General features: G+C 67.9%; 25 protein-coding genes and 1 tRNA gene. 17 read left to right on the forward strand and 9 right to left on the reverse strand.

What is annotated here, in order from left to right:
• The first annotated feature begins 3 nt into the window (after positions 1-3).
• The gene (locus FV230_RS05015; RefSeq protein ID WP_147841508.1) at positions 4-231 is read left to right on the forward strand and encodes a hypothetical protein; all 228 of its coding nucleotides are present in this window, start codon (positions 4-6) and stop codon (positions 229-231) included.
• Here FV230_RS05015 and FV230_RS05020 read toward each other — a convergent pair.
• Complete coding sequence (locus tag FV230_RS05020) at positions 228-542, reverse strand: nucleotidyltransferase domain-containing protein (RefSeq protein WP_246694741.1); 315 nt, start codon at positions 540-542, stop codon at positions 228-230. The genes FV230_RS05015 and FV230_RS05020 overlap by 4 nt on opposite strands.
• Before the next feature lie 102 nt (positions 543-644).
• Between FV230_RS05020 and FV230_RS05025 the strand changes: the two genes are divergently transcribed.
• The 6 genes from FV230_RS05025 to FV230_RS29375 all read left to right on the forward strand — a co-directional run bounded on the left by FV230_RS05025 (position 645) and on the right by FV230_RS29375 (position 6072).
• Complete coding sequence (locus tag FV230_RS05025; RefSeq protein ID WP_147841510.1) at positions 645-1469, forward strand: hypothetical protein; 825 nt, start codon at positions 645-647, stop codon at positions 1467-1469.
• Between the two features lie 165 nt (positions 1470-1634).
• The gene (locus FV230_RS05030) at positions 1635-2663 is read left to right on the forward strand and encodes a hypothetical protein (RefSeq protein ID WP_147841511.1); all 1029 of its coding nucleotides are present in this window, start codon (positions 1635-1637) and stop codon (positions 2661-2663) included.
• Positions 2664-2730: 67 nt separating this feature from the next.
• Entirely contained in the window at positions 2731-2955 is a 225-nt protein-coding gene (locus FV230_RS05035) for a hypothetical protein (protein WP_147841512.1), read from the forward strand.
• Positions 2948-5539, forward strand: a complete 2592-nt coding sequence (locus FV230_RS05040) for a hypothetical protein (RefSeq protein ID WP_147841513.1) — start codon at positions 2948-2950, stop codon at positions 5537-5539. Before FV230_RS05035 ends, FV230_RS05040 begins: the two co-directional genes overlap by 8 nt.
• Complete coding sequence (locus FV230_RS05045) at positions 5442-5921, forward strand: hypothetical protein (protein WP_147841514.1); 480 nt, start codon at positions 5442-5444, stop codon at positions 5919-5921. The genes FV230_RS05040 and FV230_RS05045 overlap by 98 nt, the downstream gene beginning before the upstream one ends.
• Positions 5922-5931: 10 nt before the next feature.
• Entirely contained in the window at positions 5932-6072 is a 141-nt protein-coding gene (locus FV230_RS29375; RefSeq protein WP_187275390.1) for a hypothetical protein, read from the forward strand.
• A 3-nt stretch (positions 6073-6075) separates the two neighbouring features.
• Here the strand turns inward: FV230_RS29375 and FV230_RS05050 are convergent, their stop codons facing one another.
• Positions 6076-6297 carry a hypothetical protein gene (locus tag FV230_RS05050; RefSeq protein ID WP_147841515.1) on the reverse strand — a complete coding sequence of 74 codons (222 nt, stop codon included), beginning with the start codon at positions 6295-6297 and terminating at the stop codon, positions 6076-6078.
• A gap of 60 nt (positions 6298-6357) precedes the next feature.
• On the reverse strand, positions 6358-6582 hold the full coding sequence (locus FV230_RS05055; RefSeq protein ID WP_147841516.1) for a hypothetical protein: 225 nt from the start codon (positions 6580-6582) through the stop codon (positions 6358-6360).
• Between the two features lie 71 nt (positions 6583-6653).
• Here FV230_RS05055 and FV230_RS05060 point away from each other — a divergent pair, with 71 nt between their 5' ends.
• From FV230_RS05060 to FV230_RS31190, 7 genes are all read left to right on the forward strand, one after another.
• Complete coding sequence (locus FV230_RS05060; protein ID WP_147841517.1) at positions 6654-7328, forward strand: lysozyme; 675 nt, start codon at positions 6654-6656, stop codon at positions 7326-7328.
• Between the two features lie 60 nt (positions 7329-7388).
• Positions 7389-7883: a hypothetical protein gene (locus FV230_RS05065; RefSeq protein WP_147841518.1), complete on the forward strand. Its 495-nt coding sequence runs from the start codon at positions 7389-7391 to the stop codon at positions 7881-7883.
• A gap of 48 nt (positions 7884-7931) precedes the next feature.
• Entirely contained in the window at positions 7932-8408 is a 477-nt protein-coding gene (locus FV230_RS05070; RefSeq protein WP_147841519.1) for a hypothetical protein, read from the forward strand.
• Positions 8405-8887 (forward strand): hypothetical protein, encoded by a 483-nt coding sequence (locus FV230_RS05075; protein WP_147841520.1) that lies wholly within the window; start codon positions 8405-8407, stop codon positions 8885-8887. Before FV230_RS05070 ends, FV230_RS05075 begins: the two co-directional genes overlap by 4 nt.
• Before the next feature lie 279 nt (positions 8888-9166).
• Positions 9167-9532 carry a hypothetical protein gene (locus FV230_RS05080; protein WP_147841521.1) on the forward strand — a complete coding sequence of 122 codons (366 nt, stop codon included), beginning with the start codon at positions 9167-9169 and terminating at the stop codon, positions 9530-9532.
• Positions 9502-10035, forward strand: a complete 534-nt coding sequence (locus FV230_RS05085) for a hypothetical protein (protein ID WP_147841522.1) — start codon at positions 9502-9504, stop codon at positions 10033-10035. Before FV230_RS05080 ends, FV230_RS05085 begins: the two co-directional genes overlap by 31 nt.
• Positions 10036-10180: 145 nt before the next feature.
• Positions 10181-10315: a hypothetical protein gene (locus FV230_RS31190; protein WP_281408251.1), complete on the forward strand. Its 135-nt coding sequence runs from the start codon at positions 10181-10183 to the stop codon at positions 10313-10315.
• 406 nt (positions 10316-10721) lie between these two features.
• Here FV230_RS31190 and FV230_RS05090 read toward each other — a convergent pair whose 3' ends face one another.
• The 6 genes from FV230_RS05090 to FV230_RS05115 form a co-directional block, all read right to left on the reverse strand.
• Positions 10722-11099: a hypothetical protein gene (locus FV230_RS05090; protein WP_246694742.1), complete on the reverse strand. Its 378-nt coding sequence runs from the start codon at positions 11097-11099 to the stop codon at positions 10722-10724.
• Positions 11100-11167: 68 nt separating this feature from the next.
• Positions 11168-11443, reverse strand: a complete 276-nt coding sequence (locus FV230_RS05095) for a hypothetical protein (protein WP_147841523.1) — start codon at positions 11441-11443, stop codon at positions 11168-11170.
• A gap of 103 nt (positions 11444-11546) precedes the next feature.
• Positions 11547-11726 carry a hypothetical protein gene (locus FV230_RS05100; protein ID WP_147841524.1) on the reverse strand — a complete coding sequence of 60 codons (180 nt, stop codon included), beginning with the start codon at positions 11724-11726 and terminating at the stop codon, positions 11547-11549.
• Positions 11727-11823: 97 nt separating this feature from the next.
• On the reverse strand, positions 11824-12048 hold the full coding sequence (locus FV230_RS05105) for a hypothetical protein (RefSeq protein WP_147841525.1): 225 nt from the start codon (positions 12046-12048) through the stop codon (positions 11824-11826).
• A 94-nt stretch (positions 12049-12142) separates the two neighbouring features.
• Positions 12143-12403: a hypothetical protein gene (locus FV230_RS05110; protein ID WP_147841526.1), complete on the reverse strand. Its 261-nt coding sequence runs from the start codon at positions 12401-12403 to the stop codon at positions 12143-12145.
• A gap of 507 nt (positions 12404-12910) precedes the next feature.
• Positions 12911-12986, reverse strand: a tRNA-Thr gene (locus FV230_RS05115).
• Between the two features lie 217 nt (positions 12987-13203).
• On the opposite strand from FV230_RS05115, the gene FV230_RS05120 reads away from it, so the two are divergent.
• From FV230_RS05120 to FV230_RS05130, 3 genes are read left to right on the forward strand one after another with little or no spacing between them, the layout of a single operon-like run.
• The gene (locus FV230_RS05120; protein WP_147841527.1) at positions 13204-13674 is read left to right on the forward strand and encodes a TerB family tellurite resistance protein; all 471 of its coding nucleotides are present in this window, start codon (positions 13204-13206) and stop codon (positions 13672-13674) included.
• Positions 13675-13687: 13 nt separating this feature from the next.
• Positions 13688-14086: a CidA/LrgA family protein gene (locus tag FV230_RS05125; protein WP_147841528.1), complete on the forward strand. Its 399-nt coding sequence runs from the start codon at positions 13688-13690 to the stop codon at positions 14084-14086.
• Positions 14083-14799: an LrgB family protein gene (locus tag FV230_RS05130; protein WP_147725671.1), complete on the forward strand. Its 717-nt coding sequence runs from the start codon at positions 14083-14085 to the stop codon at positions 14797-14799. The genes FV230_RS05125 and FV230_RS05130 overlap by 4 nt, the downstream gene beginning before the upstream one ends.
• Positions 14800-14807 lie beyond the last annotated feature (8 nt).

Here is a 14807-nt window from a genome sequence, read left to right on the forward strand (position 1 = left end):
CTGATGGCCGACCTCCGCCGCACCGAGAAGCCCGGCCGCCCGACGCCTCCGCTCATGTGGACGTGCCGGAAGTGCGAGGCGATCGACGGTGTCGCCACCGCCGTCACCACGAAGATCCGCCAGGGCGGGTACGTGAACCTCAAGACCGGCAAGATGGTCGGCGGCAACTTCTACGAGGTCTGCGCGATGTGCCTGGCGCGCGGGCGGACGACGATCATCTGCGCGGCTTAGGGCTCACGCTTCCATAGGAGCACGGCGGTAGCGCGGACCTCTTCCATGTCCGGGCCGAACGCGACGAGGCTGACCGGCCATTCCAGTAGCGTCCCTAGCGCTCCCTGCCACGCGTCGGCGAGCGAGTTGAACTTCCCGAACGCCCAGTCGTCGTTGCCGTTCGGAGGATAGAGATCGACGACCAGATCGATGTCGCTGTCGGGGCGTGCCGTCCCCTTCGCACGGCTACCGAATAGCCAGACCTCGGCGACCGCGTCGGTCCGCTCCGCCCAGTCGATGATCCAGGCGCGCTGAGAGTTCGTCAGGCTCACGCTCGTCTTCCCCCGAGATCCGCGCACCCGCGCGGCTACCCCGCCGGCAGCCATGGCGCTGACCGGCCTCTCCCGCCATGGGGCGGGTGCCAGGAGCCCACCATGAAGCTCAAGAAGGTCTACGACAACGAGGCCGACGTTCCGGCCGACCACCTCTCGCTCTACGAGGAGCGTGACGGGAAGTGGCACCTCACCGTGGAGATCGAGGGCACCTCGGACAGCGGCGATGTCGCCCGGCTGAACAGTGCCCTCGCGAAGGAGCGGAACGACCACAAGACGACCAAGGACAAGCTCCGCGCGTTCGACGGCCTCGACCCGCAGGAGACCCGCGACCGCCTCGACAAGCTGGCCGACATTGAGGCCAACCCGGACGCGACGGTCGAGCAGCGCGTCACCAGCGAGGTCGAGCGCCGGCTGAAGGCGAAGACCGCCCCGCTCGAGCGCCAGATCGCGCAGGCGAACGAGGCGAAGGTCGCCGCCGAGCGCGAGCGCGACGAGACCCGCGGCACTCTGCGCGGACGCACCATCTCCGACGAGGTCCGCGCGGCGGCCTCGAAGGCCAAGATCATCGATTCCGCCGTCGACGACGTGCTGATGTACGGCACCAGCGTGTTCGAGGTCGGCGAGGATGGCAGCGTCGTCACCAAGGACGGTGTCGGCGTCACCCCGGGCCTCAGGCCCGAGGCATGGCTGTCCGACATGAAGGAGCGCCGCCCGCACTGGTGGCCTGCGTCGCAGGGCGCCGGCTCGCAGGGGGGCCGAGGTGGCTCGACCGGCGGCGACAACCCGTTCACCGCCGAGGCCTGGAACGTCACCGAGCAGGGCAAGATCGCCCAGGCTGACGAAGCGAAGGCCCATCGCCTCGCCAAGGCCGCCGGCACCACGCTCGGCGGCGCGAAGCCGGCCCCGCGCAGCCGCGCGGCCTGACCCTTTCCGGCGGCCCATGGGGGCCGCCACCACCATCACCGGCCGCCGCCATGGGGCGCGCGGCCACCTTCCCTCGACCAAGAGCCCGAACACGACCGGCCGGCCATGGGGCCCGGCTTGGCGGTGCTGACGGATCAGACCCTCAAGCCTTCATAGGAGCCCATCATGGCCACCGGCGTCCTTCGCCTTTCCGACGTCATCGTCCCGTCCGTCTTCGTTCCGATGGTCCGCCGCCTGGCGGTGGAGAAGACGGCCCTCATCACCTCCGGCGCCATGGTCGCCGACCCGCTGCTCGACCGCTTCCTGGCCGGCCCGGGCCTGACCATCGACATGCCGCGCCTGAACCCGATCGACCGGCAGGACGTGGAAAACGTCAGCTCGGACGACCCGACCGTGTTCTCGACCCCGAACAAGCCGTCGACCGGCGACGAGATCGCGGTGCGCCTGTCGCGCAACAACTCGTGGTCGCAGATGGACCTCGTGCGTGCGCTGCTGGCCGCCGATCCGCTGGCGCAGCTCGCCAACGACATCGCGCAGTACTGGGCCTACCGCCGCCAGCGCGCGGTGATCGCTCACCTCGCCGGCGTCTTCGCCGCCAACGCCGCGGCCACCGACGCGAACCATGTCGCCAACGACATGACCCGCGACGTGTCGGGCTCGAGCTACACCGCCGGCGTCACCGACTTCAACGGTGCCGCCTTCATCCAGGCGCTGCTCACCATGGGCGACGCCATGGGCGGCATCGCGCTCGTCGCCATGCACTCGGTCGTCTACGCCAACGCGCTGACCAAGAACCTCATCCAGTTCCGGCTGGACAGCGAGGCCAATCCGACCATCCCGACGTACATGGGCAAGGACGTCACCCTCGACGATTCCATGCCCAACGCCGGCGGCGTGTTCGAGACCTGGCTGTTCGGCCGCGGCTCGGTGACCTACGGGACCGGCTCGCCGGAGATCCCGAACGAGGTGCTGCGCATCCCGGGCGCCGGCAACGGCGGCGGTCAGGAGACCATGTGGGACCGCGTCGAGTGGGCCCACCACGTGCCGGGCACGGCCTACGTCGGCACCCCGCCGAAGGGCGGCCCGACCAACGCGGCGACCACGAACAACCTCGCCGCGGCCACGTCGTGGACCCGCATCGCGAAGGATCGGCGCTCCATCCCGATCGCCCGCATCGTCTCCCGCGAGTTCTGAGCCTCGCTCCGGGGCGCGTCCGCGCGCTCCGCCGCCCGCCCCGCATTCCGATCAGAGGAGGGCCGCCATGCCCCCGCGCAAGACCGACGACACCAATCAGATCGACGGCCAGGACGACGTCGAGGGCCGCAACGCGGCTTCCGCCGAGGCCAACCGCGGCCAGTCCGCCGAGGGCGACGCGCCGGCCGGCACGCAGATGGAGGCCCGGATCAGGACCGCGGCCGACAGCTCCGTCTCGCCGAAGTCCTCGACCCTGCAGAACCCCGACGCCGAGAGCCTCGCGCGTGGCTGAGGTCGTCGCCGCAGCGATTTTCACGGCAGCCAGCACCACGGCAGTCGAGGTCGGGGCGACCTTCGGCATCTCGGCGGCGCTTGCCACATCGATCGTGGGCGGCGGCGCCATCTTGACCGGCGGCGTGGCCCTCAGCTTCGCGTCCAGTGCCCTCTCAGACCCGCAGAAGGTCGCGGCGCAGCAGTTCCAGTCGCGTCAGCCCGTGCCGCCCAGACAGCGCTCCTACGGCCGCGTGAAGCTCGGCGGAGCCTACGTCCAGTACAAGGCTCTCGGCGGCGCGTTCTACTACGGCCTCTACCACGGCGAGGGGCCCTGGGACGCGATCGAGGAATGGTGGTGCGACGACCAGAAGACGAACCTCGTCTCTGGCTCCCTTGGCGGGATCGTCACCTCGGTGCCCTGGCGCAACTACGTCGGCATCGAGAGCCACCTGGGGCTCGCCTCGCAGGCTGCGTCGCCTGTGCTCCTGCCCTCGACCGGGTGGGACGCGAGCCACTTCCTGAACGGCTGCGCCTACAGCGCGGTCAAGTCGACGGCGCCGGAAGAGAAGAAATTCAAGAAGTTCTTCCCGAAGGGCTCGTTCCCCACGCTGCGGGTCACCGCCCGCGCGTGCAAGGTGCGGACCCACGCTGATCCGGCACAGACTGCCGACCCCGCGACGTGGAAGTGGAGCGACATCGCAGCCCCGTGCATTCGGGATTTCCTCACGCATCAGCAGTGGGGACTGCGCGTCCCGGTCGCCCTGATCAGCGAAGCCAAGTTCGACGCCTGCCAAGGGCTTTGTTCGCAAGCGATCACCGCCAAGGACGGGACGCAATTCCCGCGCTACTTCCTGGGCGGCACCTACCAGCTCACCGACGACCCGACCGACGTGCTGACGCAGATGCTCGCCGCCTGCGATGGCGTGCTGACCCTGGAGGCCGACGGGACCATCGGCATCACCGGCGGCAAGGCACCTGTCCCGACGGTGACCTTGACCGACGCCGACGTGATCTCTCTGCAGATCGAGGCCGGTGGGTCGAAGCTCGCTGCCTTCAACCGGCTGAAGCTCACCTACGTCTCGCCCGCGCACGATTATCAGCAGGTCGAGGGGCAGGCATGGAACGATGCCTCGGCTCAGGCCGAGTCCGGCGAGCTGCTGGAAGAAGATTTCTCGCGGCCGTGGGTCCAGGCCTTCAACCAAGTCCGGCGCCTCGCGAAGATCCATACCGCGAAGGGCAACCCGGCCTTCAAGATCACCGGCGTGTTCAAGCTCTCGGCCGCGGCGGCGCTGTTCGAGGAGGCGATCCGCTACCAGTCCGACACCTACCCCATGTTCTCGGGGCTGACCTTCCTCGTGACGCGTGCCGTCGCGAACGTGTCCGGCGGGACGGTGACGCTGGACCTGCAGAGCCTCGACCCGGCCGCCTACAGCTTCGACCCTCAGACCGAGGAAGGCACGCCGCCCGCGCTGCCGAACACGAACGCGACGGTGGCCGCCCCGCCGCCCCCGGCGAACCTCGTCGTGACGGTCGAGCGCCGGGCGGTGAACGGCACCACGTCGGCGACCTTCTTGCGCATGACGGCCACCACGCCGGCCCGCGCCGATCTCTCGCTGATCGGGCGCTACCGCATGATCGGCGACGATGGCTACGCCACGATGGTGCAGGACACCGACGATCCGTTCTCTCTCCTGTCCCAGGTGCTGGTCGATGGGGCTCAGTATGAGGCGCAGGGTGCCGTCGCGACCTACGGGCAAGCGCTCGTCTCCGACTACGTCAACGCCGACCCGGACCCGATCACGGCTGTTGCCGACCCGACCGCTCCCGATGCGCCATCCGGCTTCGTGGCGAACGGCGGGGCCGGTCGAGTCCTGCTTGCCTGGACGAACTCCGGTTCATCGAATTACGCGGCCACGCGCGAGTTCCGCGGCACCACGGCGACCTTCGCCAATGCCATCCGGATCAACACCGTGGCCGGCGACCGGCGTCGTCATCGGACACTTCTGGATCAACGTCACCACCGAGGCCAAAGTCGCCGCACCGGCCGCCTCCGCCATCACGCCGATCGCGGCCCTACCGTCTGGAGCTGCAACGAGCGCTCTGCAGACCACGGGCAACACGGCGCTGTCGGGCCTGCAGTCCAGCCTCGGTGCGGCGACCGACGCCACGGCGACCTCGGACGCCGGCACGTTCGGCCTCGTCGCCCTGATCAAGCGCGGGCTCGCGAACTGGACGACGCTGCTGGCCCGTTTCCCGGCACTCGGGCAAGCACTGAAAGCGGCCTCGATCCCCGTCGCCCTTGCCTCGGATCAAGGTGCGCTCACCGTCACCACGGCGGACGCCACGATCCCGACCGGCTCCCCCGCCACCCTCGCCGCCACGGCCAACGCCGCCTTCACCTTCGACACGACGGGCGCGGGGAGCGTCGACATCCACATCACCGCGTTCGGCGGCGTGATGCTCCTGGAGCAGCAGGCAAGCGACGGATCGAACAACTGGCAGCCATTGCCGGCGACCTTCATCTCGAACGTCGGCAGCTCCCAGGGGCGTACCTTCAACACCATCATCTCGGCTGGCATTTGGCGGGCGAGCGTCGGCGGTAAGACGCTGCGGCTGCGCAACAACGGCGCGACGGCCAACACCTTCACCGTCGTGCTCAAGGCCGCGGCGTGGGTGGCGCCTTCGACCTACATCGAGGGCGGATCGCTGGTCGCTAACTCCAGCACGGTCACGGCAGATACCTCCGGCACGATCGCGGCGGGCGCCAACGTGGCGGCCGTGACAGGGAGCACTAGCCGCCAGCTCGCGATCATCAGCAACACCGGCACCAACCCGATGCAGGTCCGCTTCGGCGGTGCGGCGACCGCTACGGTCGGCCACACCATCGCGCCGGGCGCCAACCTGGTCCTTGATGCCAAGTGCCCGACCGCTGCGATCAACCTGTTCTCGGCCAACGGTACGACCTACCAGATCACCACCGGCTAAGGACGCGTCTATGTCCCGCATCCTCACGGCCCTCGCGCTCCTCTACGCGCTGGCTTCTCCCGTCATGGCTGCGCGTCATCGCCCGGTGTGCTTGGCCGTCGATGTCGAGGGCATCCCGGCCCGCATCTGCCCGCCGGCCCGGCGGCGCTGATCGTTAGACTGGCGGAATGCTGCCGTGGATCGTCGCTGGGTTGCCACGAAGCGCGCGACGGACCGCATCCATCTCGACGCCGTACCTTGCTCCGCTCTCACCGTGAACGCGGGGCCAGTGGTTCTGCCGAGCCAAGGCCTCGACCTGCTCGGGCTGGCACTCGCAGGCCAAGGCGATCTCCTGAGCCGTGAGCCAGGGTTTCGTCAGCTTCACCTCGGTCGACATCGCGAACGTCCTTCGTTGCTCGAACGAGGGGCCCACTAGCACAAGTTGATGTCGGCGAACCTACCCTTGCCGGCGTTCGCGTAGCCCGGCCCGCAGAAGCTCTTCCTCAACCACTGCGTAGACCGGCGCCATCAGGTCGTCGTTGCCCGCCGAAGGCGGGAGCACCGGCTTCATAGCCGGGAAGCTGCCCATCAGCTCCTCGATCGACATCGACGGGCGGTGATCGGCCCGCGCCTGAGGCTCGGTGGCTTGGGCGCCGAAGATTGATCTGAACTTTCCGAGCATGTGCGCCTCCGCCGCTTGAGTAGCACAACCCGCACCACCGCCTTCCGTTCTTCCTCATCGTGGAGACGACCATGGACCTCTCACCCGTCGGCGAGGCCGTTCTGATCGCGCGCGAGGGCCGGCGCCTGAAGGCCTACCGGGATTCCGTCGGCGTCTGGACCATCGGCATCGGCCATACCTCCGCGGCCGGCTCGCCCAACGTGACCTCGGGCCTGACGATCACCTCAGCGCAGTGTGACGCCCTGTTCGCGAAGGACGTGCAGGTCTACGTCGCTGCGGTCCGAAAGGGCCTAAAGGTGGCGGTGTCGCAGAACGCCTTCGATGCCCTGGTGTCGGTCTGCTACAACATCGGCCCGGCCGGGTTCGCTGGTTCGACGTTCCTCAAGCGCATTAACGCGGGGGACATGGCCGGCGCTCGTGACGCCGTGCTGATGTGGGCCAAGCCCGCCGCGATCCTCACTCGCCGCCGTGCCGAGGCCGAACAGCTCGTCACCGCCTACGTCGTCGCCTTGCCGCGGCCGACCACGGCCGCCGCGCCGGTGAAGGTGGCCGCGCCGGTGATCGCGGTCCTGCACCCCGAGGTCGCAACCCCCGTCATCGTGCCGGTGCCGCTGGCGCCGACCCTGACCGAGTCCGTCACGCCGAACTGGTTCCGCCGCCTCGGTCGCTGGATCGACGAGCGCTGGGGCGCAAGCGCTGGCCTCACCGCCAACGACAACGCCGCACCGGCCAGCCGCGCGGCCTGATCCGAGATCCCGAGCCGGCCGGGTCCAGCCGAGCGAACGCCTCACCGAAAGATCGAACTCATGAACCGCGTGCTTCTCGTGGCGCTGGCGCTCGCCTGTGCCTCCACCGCCGCCCTCGCCCAGACTGCCGCACCCGTCACCACCGTCGATGTCCCGTGGAGCGGCTGGCTCACCGGTGCGCTGTCCTACATCGCGCCGCTCGCCGTCACCGCGCTCGCCGGCATCGCCACCAAGGCGATCTACCAGGTGGCGCCGATGGCTCGCCTGGTGCTCACGCAGAACCGCGTCGAGCAGCTTGGCACCGCCGTGACGCAGTACGCGATCAACGCGATCGACGGCGCCACGAAAGACGGCAAGCTCACGATCCCCGTCGGCTCGGCGGTGATCGCCAAGGCCGTCCAGCGCGGTATCGACGCGGCGCCCGCCGCGGCTTTGAAGGCGGCCGGCGGCCCCAACGGCCTCGCGGAGATCGTGTTCCGCAAGCTCAACCTCGTGGACGAGGCCAACGCCGCCAACACGCTCGCGCCGGCGCAGGCCGCCATCGCGGCGAAGTAGCCTCGACTCTGCGCCCTCAGCCGTGAACCGGAACCTCTGTGAGATGCGATGTCCGCCAAAGAGCGACGGTACACGGCTGAGGAATGGGCGGAGATCCAGGGGCAGTACCGCGAGCAGCCAAGGCGCGGCGTGCGGACGATGTACCCGGACCCGCTCGACGAGTGCGAGCTAGGTCCGTTCGTGCCGCCGGGCGGGTTCAGCCAGGGCCGCGGCCGTGCCGAGTCCCCGCCGGCCCGTCATCAGCCACACGTGGAGACCTTCATCTCGACCCTCAGCGTGGAGGACGTCTCCAAGCTTGAGGCCTTGATGGCGCTCCGGCCCGAGACCGTGAAGTGGGTCGCTGAGAAAAACACCCGCGAGCTTGAGCGGCTGGATGGCGCCGTCGAATTCATCTCGTCCTCGCGGACCGCAGCCAAAGCCCTCATGTGGGTCTCGGGCGTAGCGGCTTCGTTCGCGATCACGGCGTTCGGCTTGGCCAAGTCGGGCATCGATCTGTTCTGGGCATTCCGGGGAGGTCGAGGATGACGCTTCGCGTTTTCGGCTACCTCACCCTCACGCTCATCTGCAGCACGATCCTCGGTGCCGCCGGTATCTTTGCCTGGTTCGCCGGAGATCGAGCCGTCCCTGTTGTGCTGATGTCGTCCGAGGTGCTAACGCCGCGCGTTCGGCCTGGCGACAAGCTCCTCATCCGGCAGCGCGTTCGCTTCGTCCGCGACTGCGCGGTGCACATCGACCGCGCCCTTTACGACCATGCCGCCGACGGTCGGACGATGGAGCAATCCGACACCCGGCGCGAGTTCCTGCGCGACGTCGATTACGACCACCCGCAGCTCGGCCTTGGCGTTCGTACGATCACGTTTGAGGAAGAGGTACCGCTGAACTTCAGGCCGGGCCCAGCGGAGTACCGCGCGCTGCCGTCCTACTCGTGCAACCCGCTCCAGAAGTTCTACTGGCCGATCACTCGGCCCGAGACGATCATCCGGTTCGAGGTCGTGGGGGACTGATCTGTGAAGATGTGCCCCGAAGGCGCGTTCACCGCCGGCCACCTCTGGATGGCGGCCCTGGGCGGCGCGATCCTCATGCCGGTGGTGTAGCTATCCTACGGGATCTGGCCGCCTCCCGTGAGCTGCAGCTCAAGAGATGAGCCCCCCCCCTATTGACCAGATGGCCCTCCCAAGGCGAGAAGGCAGCCCCCTCCAGCCACGGGCTCTACCCTCGTTGTGCAACTGCCAACAGCCAACAGCGTGCAAGAATGGCTGGATTTAGCTGAGTCCGCACGGATAATGGCCGACCAGGCGCTCGGCAACCCTAAAACTTCAACGATGGCTTGGAGCAACGCGGGGTTCGCGGTCGAATGCACCCTAAAGGCAGCCATAATGCGGGCCCAAGGGTTGAACAGCTGGCCGTCACGGGCCGCGCGCTCTGATCTCTACACTCACGATCTGGCCGCTTTGGCGGCGGTGCTCGGCATGGTCGTTGCGCCAACGGATACGGTGGCGCCCTCGTGGGCGGTCGTGCTTAAATGGCGGCGCGAGCATATGTACAGCCCACCGATGACACGCGTCGTCGCGCAGTCGCTTCGCGAAGCAGCGTTTTCGGCAACGGATGGAGTAGCGCCATGGATATGCGCGAAGTACCGGATTCCATGAAAATGCCGCCCAAGATTCAAGTTAATGATTTGCCGGAAGTTTTGGAACAGGCAGGCCATTCATTTAAGGATGCAATAATTAAGCTTGGGCTTTCAGTCGAAGGAATTCTGTGGGTCAATATGATTGAGTCTAAAAAATTTGAGATGTGGATAGTTTGGTCGGGCTTGGACGCCTATGGGCCGCTAGCGATTGCAAAATCACTGTTCCGAGCCTATAATGCTGCAGCTCTACCACAGGTAATTGACCCATTCGATATAACTGTTGTTGGACCAGAACATATTGTTTCTCGTTTGCACGCCGCATTCAGCAAAAAATCAAATATAGAAGCGCCTGATCTTGCGGAATATGCGGCACTTTATCTGCAGGAGGGAGAGAACAAGACGGTTTTCTGTGCCGTCAAGCGATCCTGGATCCTTTTACCGGTAAAGCGTCGCCTGCCGAAAAAAGAGATAGACCGCGGGTGGAGGCGGTTTCAGGACAACGTAGATAAGCTGGCTGCATGACGAGCGTTGTTCGGAGGTTAAGGTGCAATGCCTCGCTCCTCCTCGACTCAGCCCCGCCGGCATCCGCCGCGCGGGGCTTTTTCGTTTCGGCGAATCAGCAACCGGATGCCGTTCGTCGCGTTGGCGTCTCAACCTGGAGACGAACATGCAGAAGAATTGGTTGACCCTGCCGGAGATCGCTTTGAACCGGCACATCACCATCGACAAGGCGCAGGCGCTAGTGGACGACGCGAACTGCGCGAAGGTCTTCAAAGCCGACGGCACGCTCTACCTGATCTGAGCGTTCAGCATTCCGATCTCAGCCCGCCCGGCATCCGCCGCGGCGGGCTTTCTTCTGCGCTATGGGATTCGGTACGGGCGGGCGATCACAGCTTGGGCTTGGGGGCCGCGCGCGGTCATTGCCTTCGTGCTCGAGTGACGGCGGCCATGACCTGTCGACCGTCTCGGCTCGTAGTCAGGCAGGTACGGCCCGGCCACCCGTTCCGAGCCGTAATAGTCGAAGCCACTCGACCCGAACGTTCCGCCCCGCACGACGCCGGCCGACTCAGGCTTGCCAAGCAGGAAGTCTGAGATCGGATCCGCGACTGCAGGCAGTGCTGTGACGGCGAGGACGAAGGCAGTGAGGAGCAAGCGCATTCGCCACCCTACGCCCTTCCCCGTGAGAATACGCTTAACGAGGTTGGGATCTACCGCGCAGCCTGCCACACCGGCACGCCGACAGGCCGCCCCGGGCGGTCCCGCCGAAAGGTCTGGTTGCCGTACCGGATCCAGGTGTCGCCGATCGCCTCGACGCGGCGCGCGTTGATCATCAGGCCGCCGCAGTAATCGACGCGGACCACACCGACGGTCGGGTGCACGCCGAAGAGGTCGGTGACCGTCCAGCCGAGGGCGATGGCGTCCTCACCGAACCGGTCGAGGAAGTCTATCGCCGCCTCGCGCATCTCCTGCCAGCGCTGCGCCGAGAGGCCGGGACAGGGCGGCACCGTGGGCTTCATGGCCTCGAGCGCGTCGCGCCAAGCCTGGAGGTCGGCAGGCGCAGGTCGAATCGGTGCGGGTGATGCCATGGGTCTCGCCGGATGTGGGCCGGCGGGGATAGGGGTGCCGGCCGGGCGGCACAAGGCGGCGTTCGGCCCTACCGCACCCGCTGCGCCGCCCCGCCGATCGCCATCCATGCGCGCCACGCGACGTGCAGCTGCTCAATGGCCTCGTCGCGGGTCTCGACGGTGCCGCTCAGCGCGCATCCGACCGTACCGGGAGCGGCTTGCACCCCGTTCGCGAAGAATGACCACTTCCCAGCGCGCAGGCCGGTCTCACGCCGGATTCGGCCGACGAGGTATCCGTCCGCGTCCCGGGCGATGAAGTCGTAGTGGCTATCCGGCTGCGTCCGGGACCAGACGAAGCCGCTCACGCCAGCCGCGCCCACACCTCGGCCGCCAGCATCACAAAGAAGCCCGAGCCGATCAGGTAGAGCGGGAGGCGGTTTCTTGCGCTTTTTGCACGGAAGGGGTCGCTCACTGCGCCTGCTCCGGCCCCTCGACCAGCCCGTAGAGATGCGCCAGCGCGATCAGCTCGCCGTCGGTGCATTCATGGCCGTCGACCAGCCACAGGCCCAGGTCGTCGCCGGTTGGCTCGACCGTTCGGCCGATCGCGCGGAGGGCTTCGACGGCTTCGTGGAAGGGGTCGTCACTCAAGGCCCGGTGCTCTCGTTCTTCCGGTATAATGCAGAGACCTCGCCCAAAACCGTTGGAGCGGATGGCCTGATGACGCGAATTACCAGCGCGGTGGACGCTACCGGCTCGTCATTTCTGCGGTGACGAAGGCTTCTACCAGCGCCCTGATTTTGCGGTGAGCGGCGTCCTCGATCTCGGTTGAAGATTGGCCCTGCGCAACCGCGACTCTCACAACGCCATTCAGCCTGCCGTGATCAGTTTCGAGGCTGAACTGGAAGTTGCCGAGGCGGCCCCGCTTGATGCTAAACACTGGTGGCTTAGGCGCGTCGCTGACGGGTTCCATGCCCTGATAGGCGTCATGGCCGCCCTACGGTTCCCGTACATTCCCGCCCGCGAACAGGCGCGCCTACCACCGGTCCTGCAGTTCGCGGCGGCGCTCACGGCACCGCCGGCCGCGCCAGCAGGATCGCGGTCCGCACCATGCCGCGCCGGAAGGTCTCGGATGCGCCGGGCTCGGCCACCGCCTTCCGCGACGGCTCGTGCTCCTTCACCGCGGCGGATGGATCGACCGTGTGGCCGCTCGCGAATCGGAACAGGCCCACCGTTGGGTCGCGCATGAACACGTCGACCGCGGCGTTCACCTCGTCGGAGGCGATCGTCTTGGCTTTGATGAGGTCGCCGGTCGTCGCGTCTGCCATGGTCGAATCCTAAAGTCGGCCTAGCATCGGCACTGCGGTCCGGAGCCGCGGCTCACCGAGCTAAGGTCTGAGCATCCTTAGGAGTGATGCCTTGCGACCTGAGCTGCTCGTTCTGCTCATTGACCTGGATGGGATCCACCCGGCGCACAGGCGCCCCAGGCAGCGTGATAGAAGGCTCAGAAACCGAACCTGCAGACACGGATGGCATGCAAAGCTTCTGGCAGATTGGCACGTTTTCGACCGTTGACGAGCAACGACCCACAGCGGTGCCCTGCACGCAGACACAGGCGCATATGGCGAACGCCGGGACGGGCGCGATCGCGATCGCAAGCGTGAGGATGATGGTTCGCATGGCGCTGACCTGGATGGTTGCACCTGATCCTAAAGCCCGTGGGTTATAGGGGCCACAGGTGATTGAAGGCGTGTCGCTAGGAAGGCAGTTGCCCGGTCTGCTTACCATGTGCTTACCGGTCATCATTTCCGGTAAGCAAGCAGAGGGCTAAGTGTTGGTGCCGCTTGAGGGATTCGAACCCCCGACCCCCTCATTACGAATGAGGTGCTCTACCAGCTGAGCTAAAGCGGCATCCGTCCGCGGTCGCAGGGTGCGATCGCCGAGGCCACGGTGCATAGCCGTCCGGTCTGCCGTTGGCAAGGCGGCACCGTTCGCGGGGCCGGCTGCGATGCAGGCGGGACACGGCGGCGCGGGGAAGCGTCGGGGCTGGGCTTCGCGTCCTTGACGGGGGCGGATGCGGCGGGAAGGGTCCCACCGCACCGGGCGCGCCGGTCGCGGGAACATCGCCATGTCGCTGATCGCACGCCTGCGGGCCTATGCCGCCGAGGCCCTCGGGGTCGCCGCGCACGAGACGCCGGGCGACGACACCCACCTGGCCGCCACCGCGCTCCTCGTCCACGTGGCCCGGGCCGACGGCATCCTCGCGCCGGCGGAATTGGACCGCCTCGCGCGTCTGGTGCGCGGGCGCTACGCCGAGAGCGCCGAGGCCGCCGACGCCCTGATCGCCCGGGCCGCCGCCTTCGATTCCGAGACCCGCGACGTGGCGAGCCTCGTCGAGATGCTGCCGCACGAGGCCGATGCCGGCGAGCGCGGGCGCATCCTGGCGATGGCGTGGTCGGTCGCCGCCGCCGACGGCCACGTCGACGAGTTCGAGGAGGCGCTGGTCTGGCGGCTCGGCAAGCTCCTCGGCTTCGACGAGGCCGGGATCGCGCGGGCGCGCGGCGAGGGCATCCCCGGCATCGCCGCCGATCCGGCCTGAGCGGCGGCGATCGATGATCGCGAGCCTGACCCTGATCCTGCTGGCGCAGCTCCTCGGCGAGGTGCTTGCCCGCAGCGCCGGGCTGCCCCTCCCCGGCCCGGTCCTCGGCATGGCCCTGATGCTGGGCTTCCTGGTGCTGCGCGACCGGCGCGCGCTGCACTTGGCGCGGGTCCTGCCGAAGCCGCTGACCGACGGGACGTTGGAGAACACGGCCCGCGGGCTGCTCGCGAACCTGTCGCTGATGTTCGTTCCGGCCGGCGCCGGAATCGTCGGGCGCCTCGACGTGGTGCAGGCGCAGGGGCTTCGCCTCGCGATCGTGGTCGTAGTCTCGACCGCGGCGGCGCTCGTCGCCACGGTTCTGGTGTTCCTCTGGGTCGCGCGGCTGACGGCGCGGATCGGGGGCGACCGGTGAGCGGCGAGTTCGCGGTCTGGGTCTACCTCGCGCGCACGCCGCTGCTGTGGCTGACGGTGACGCTGGCCGCCTACCTCGTGGCGGACCGGATCTCGGCCGCGAGCGGGCGCCACCCGGTGGCGAACCCGGTGCTCATCGCCATCGCGATCACCGGCACGGTGCTGACCCTGACCGGCACGCCCTACGCCACCTACTTCGACGGCGCGCAGTTCGTCCACTTCCTGCTCGGGCCGGCGACGGTGGTGCTGGCGATGCCGCTGTACGAGCACCGCGCCACGGTGATGCGGGCGCTCCTGCCCATGCTCGCCGCCCTCGTCGCCGGCTGCACGGTGGCGCTCGGCAGCGCGATCGTGCTGGCGCGCCTCCTCGGCATCCCGGAGCCCGTCATCGTCTCGCTCAGCCCGAAATCGGTCACGTCGGGGGTGGCGATGGGCATCTCGGAAGCGCTCGGCGGCGACCCGACGCTGACGGCGGTGCTGGTGATGCTGACCGGCATCACCGGGGCGATCCTGGTGACGCCGCTGATGCAGGCCTTGGGCATCCGCGACATGCGCGCCCGCGGTTTCGCGGTTGGGCTCGCCGCCCACGGCGTCGGCACCGCGCGGGCGTTCCAGGTGAGCGAGGTCGCCGGCACCTTCGCCGGCATCGCCATGGGGTTGAACGCCTTCCTCACCGCGATCTTCGTGCCGCTGGCGCTGCGGATCCTGTCCTGAGAGCGCGC

Source organism: Methylobacterium sp. WL6, from assembly GCF_008040095.1.
GTDB lineage: Bacteria > Pseudomonadota > Alphaproteobacteria > Rhizobiales > Beijerinckiaceae > Methylobacterium.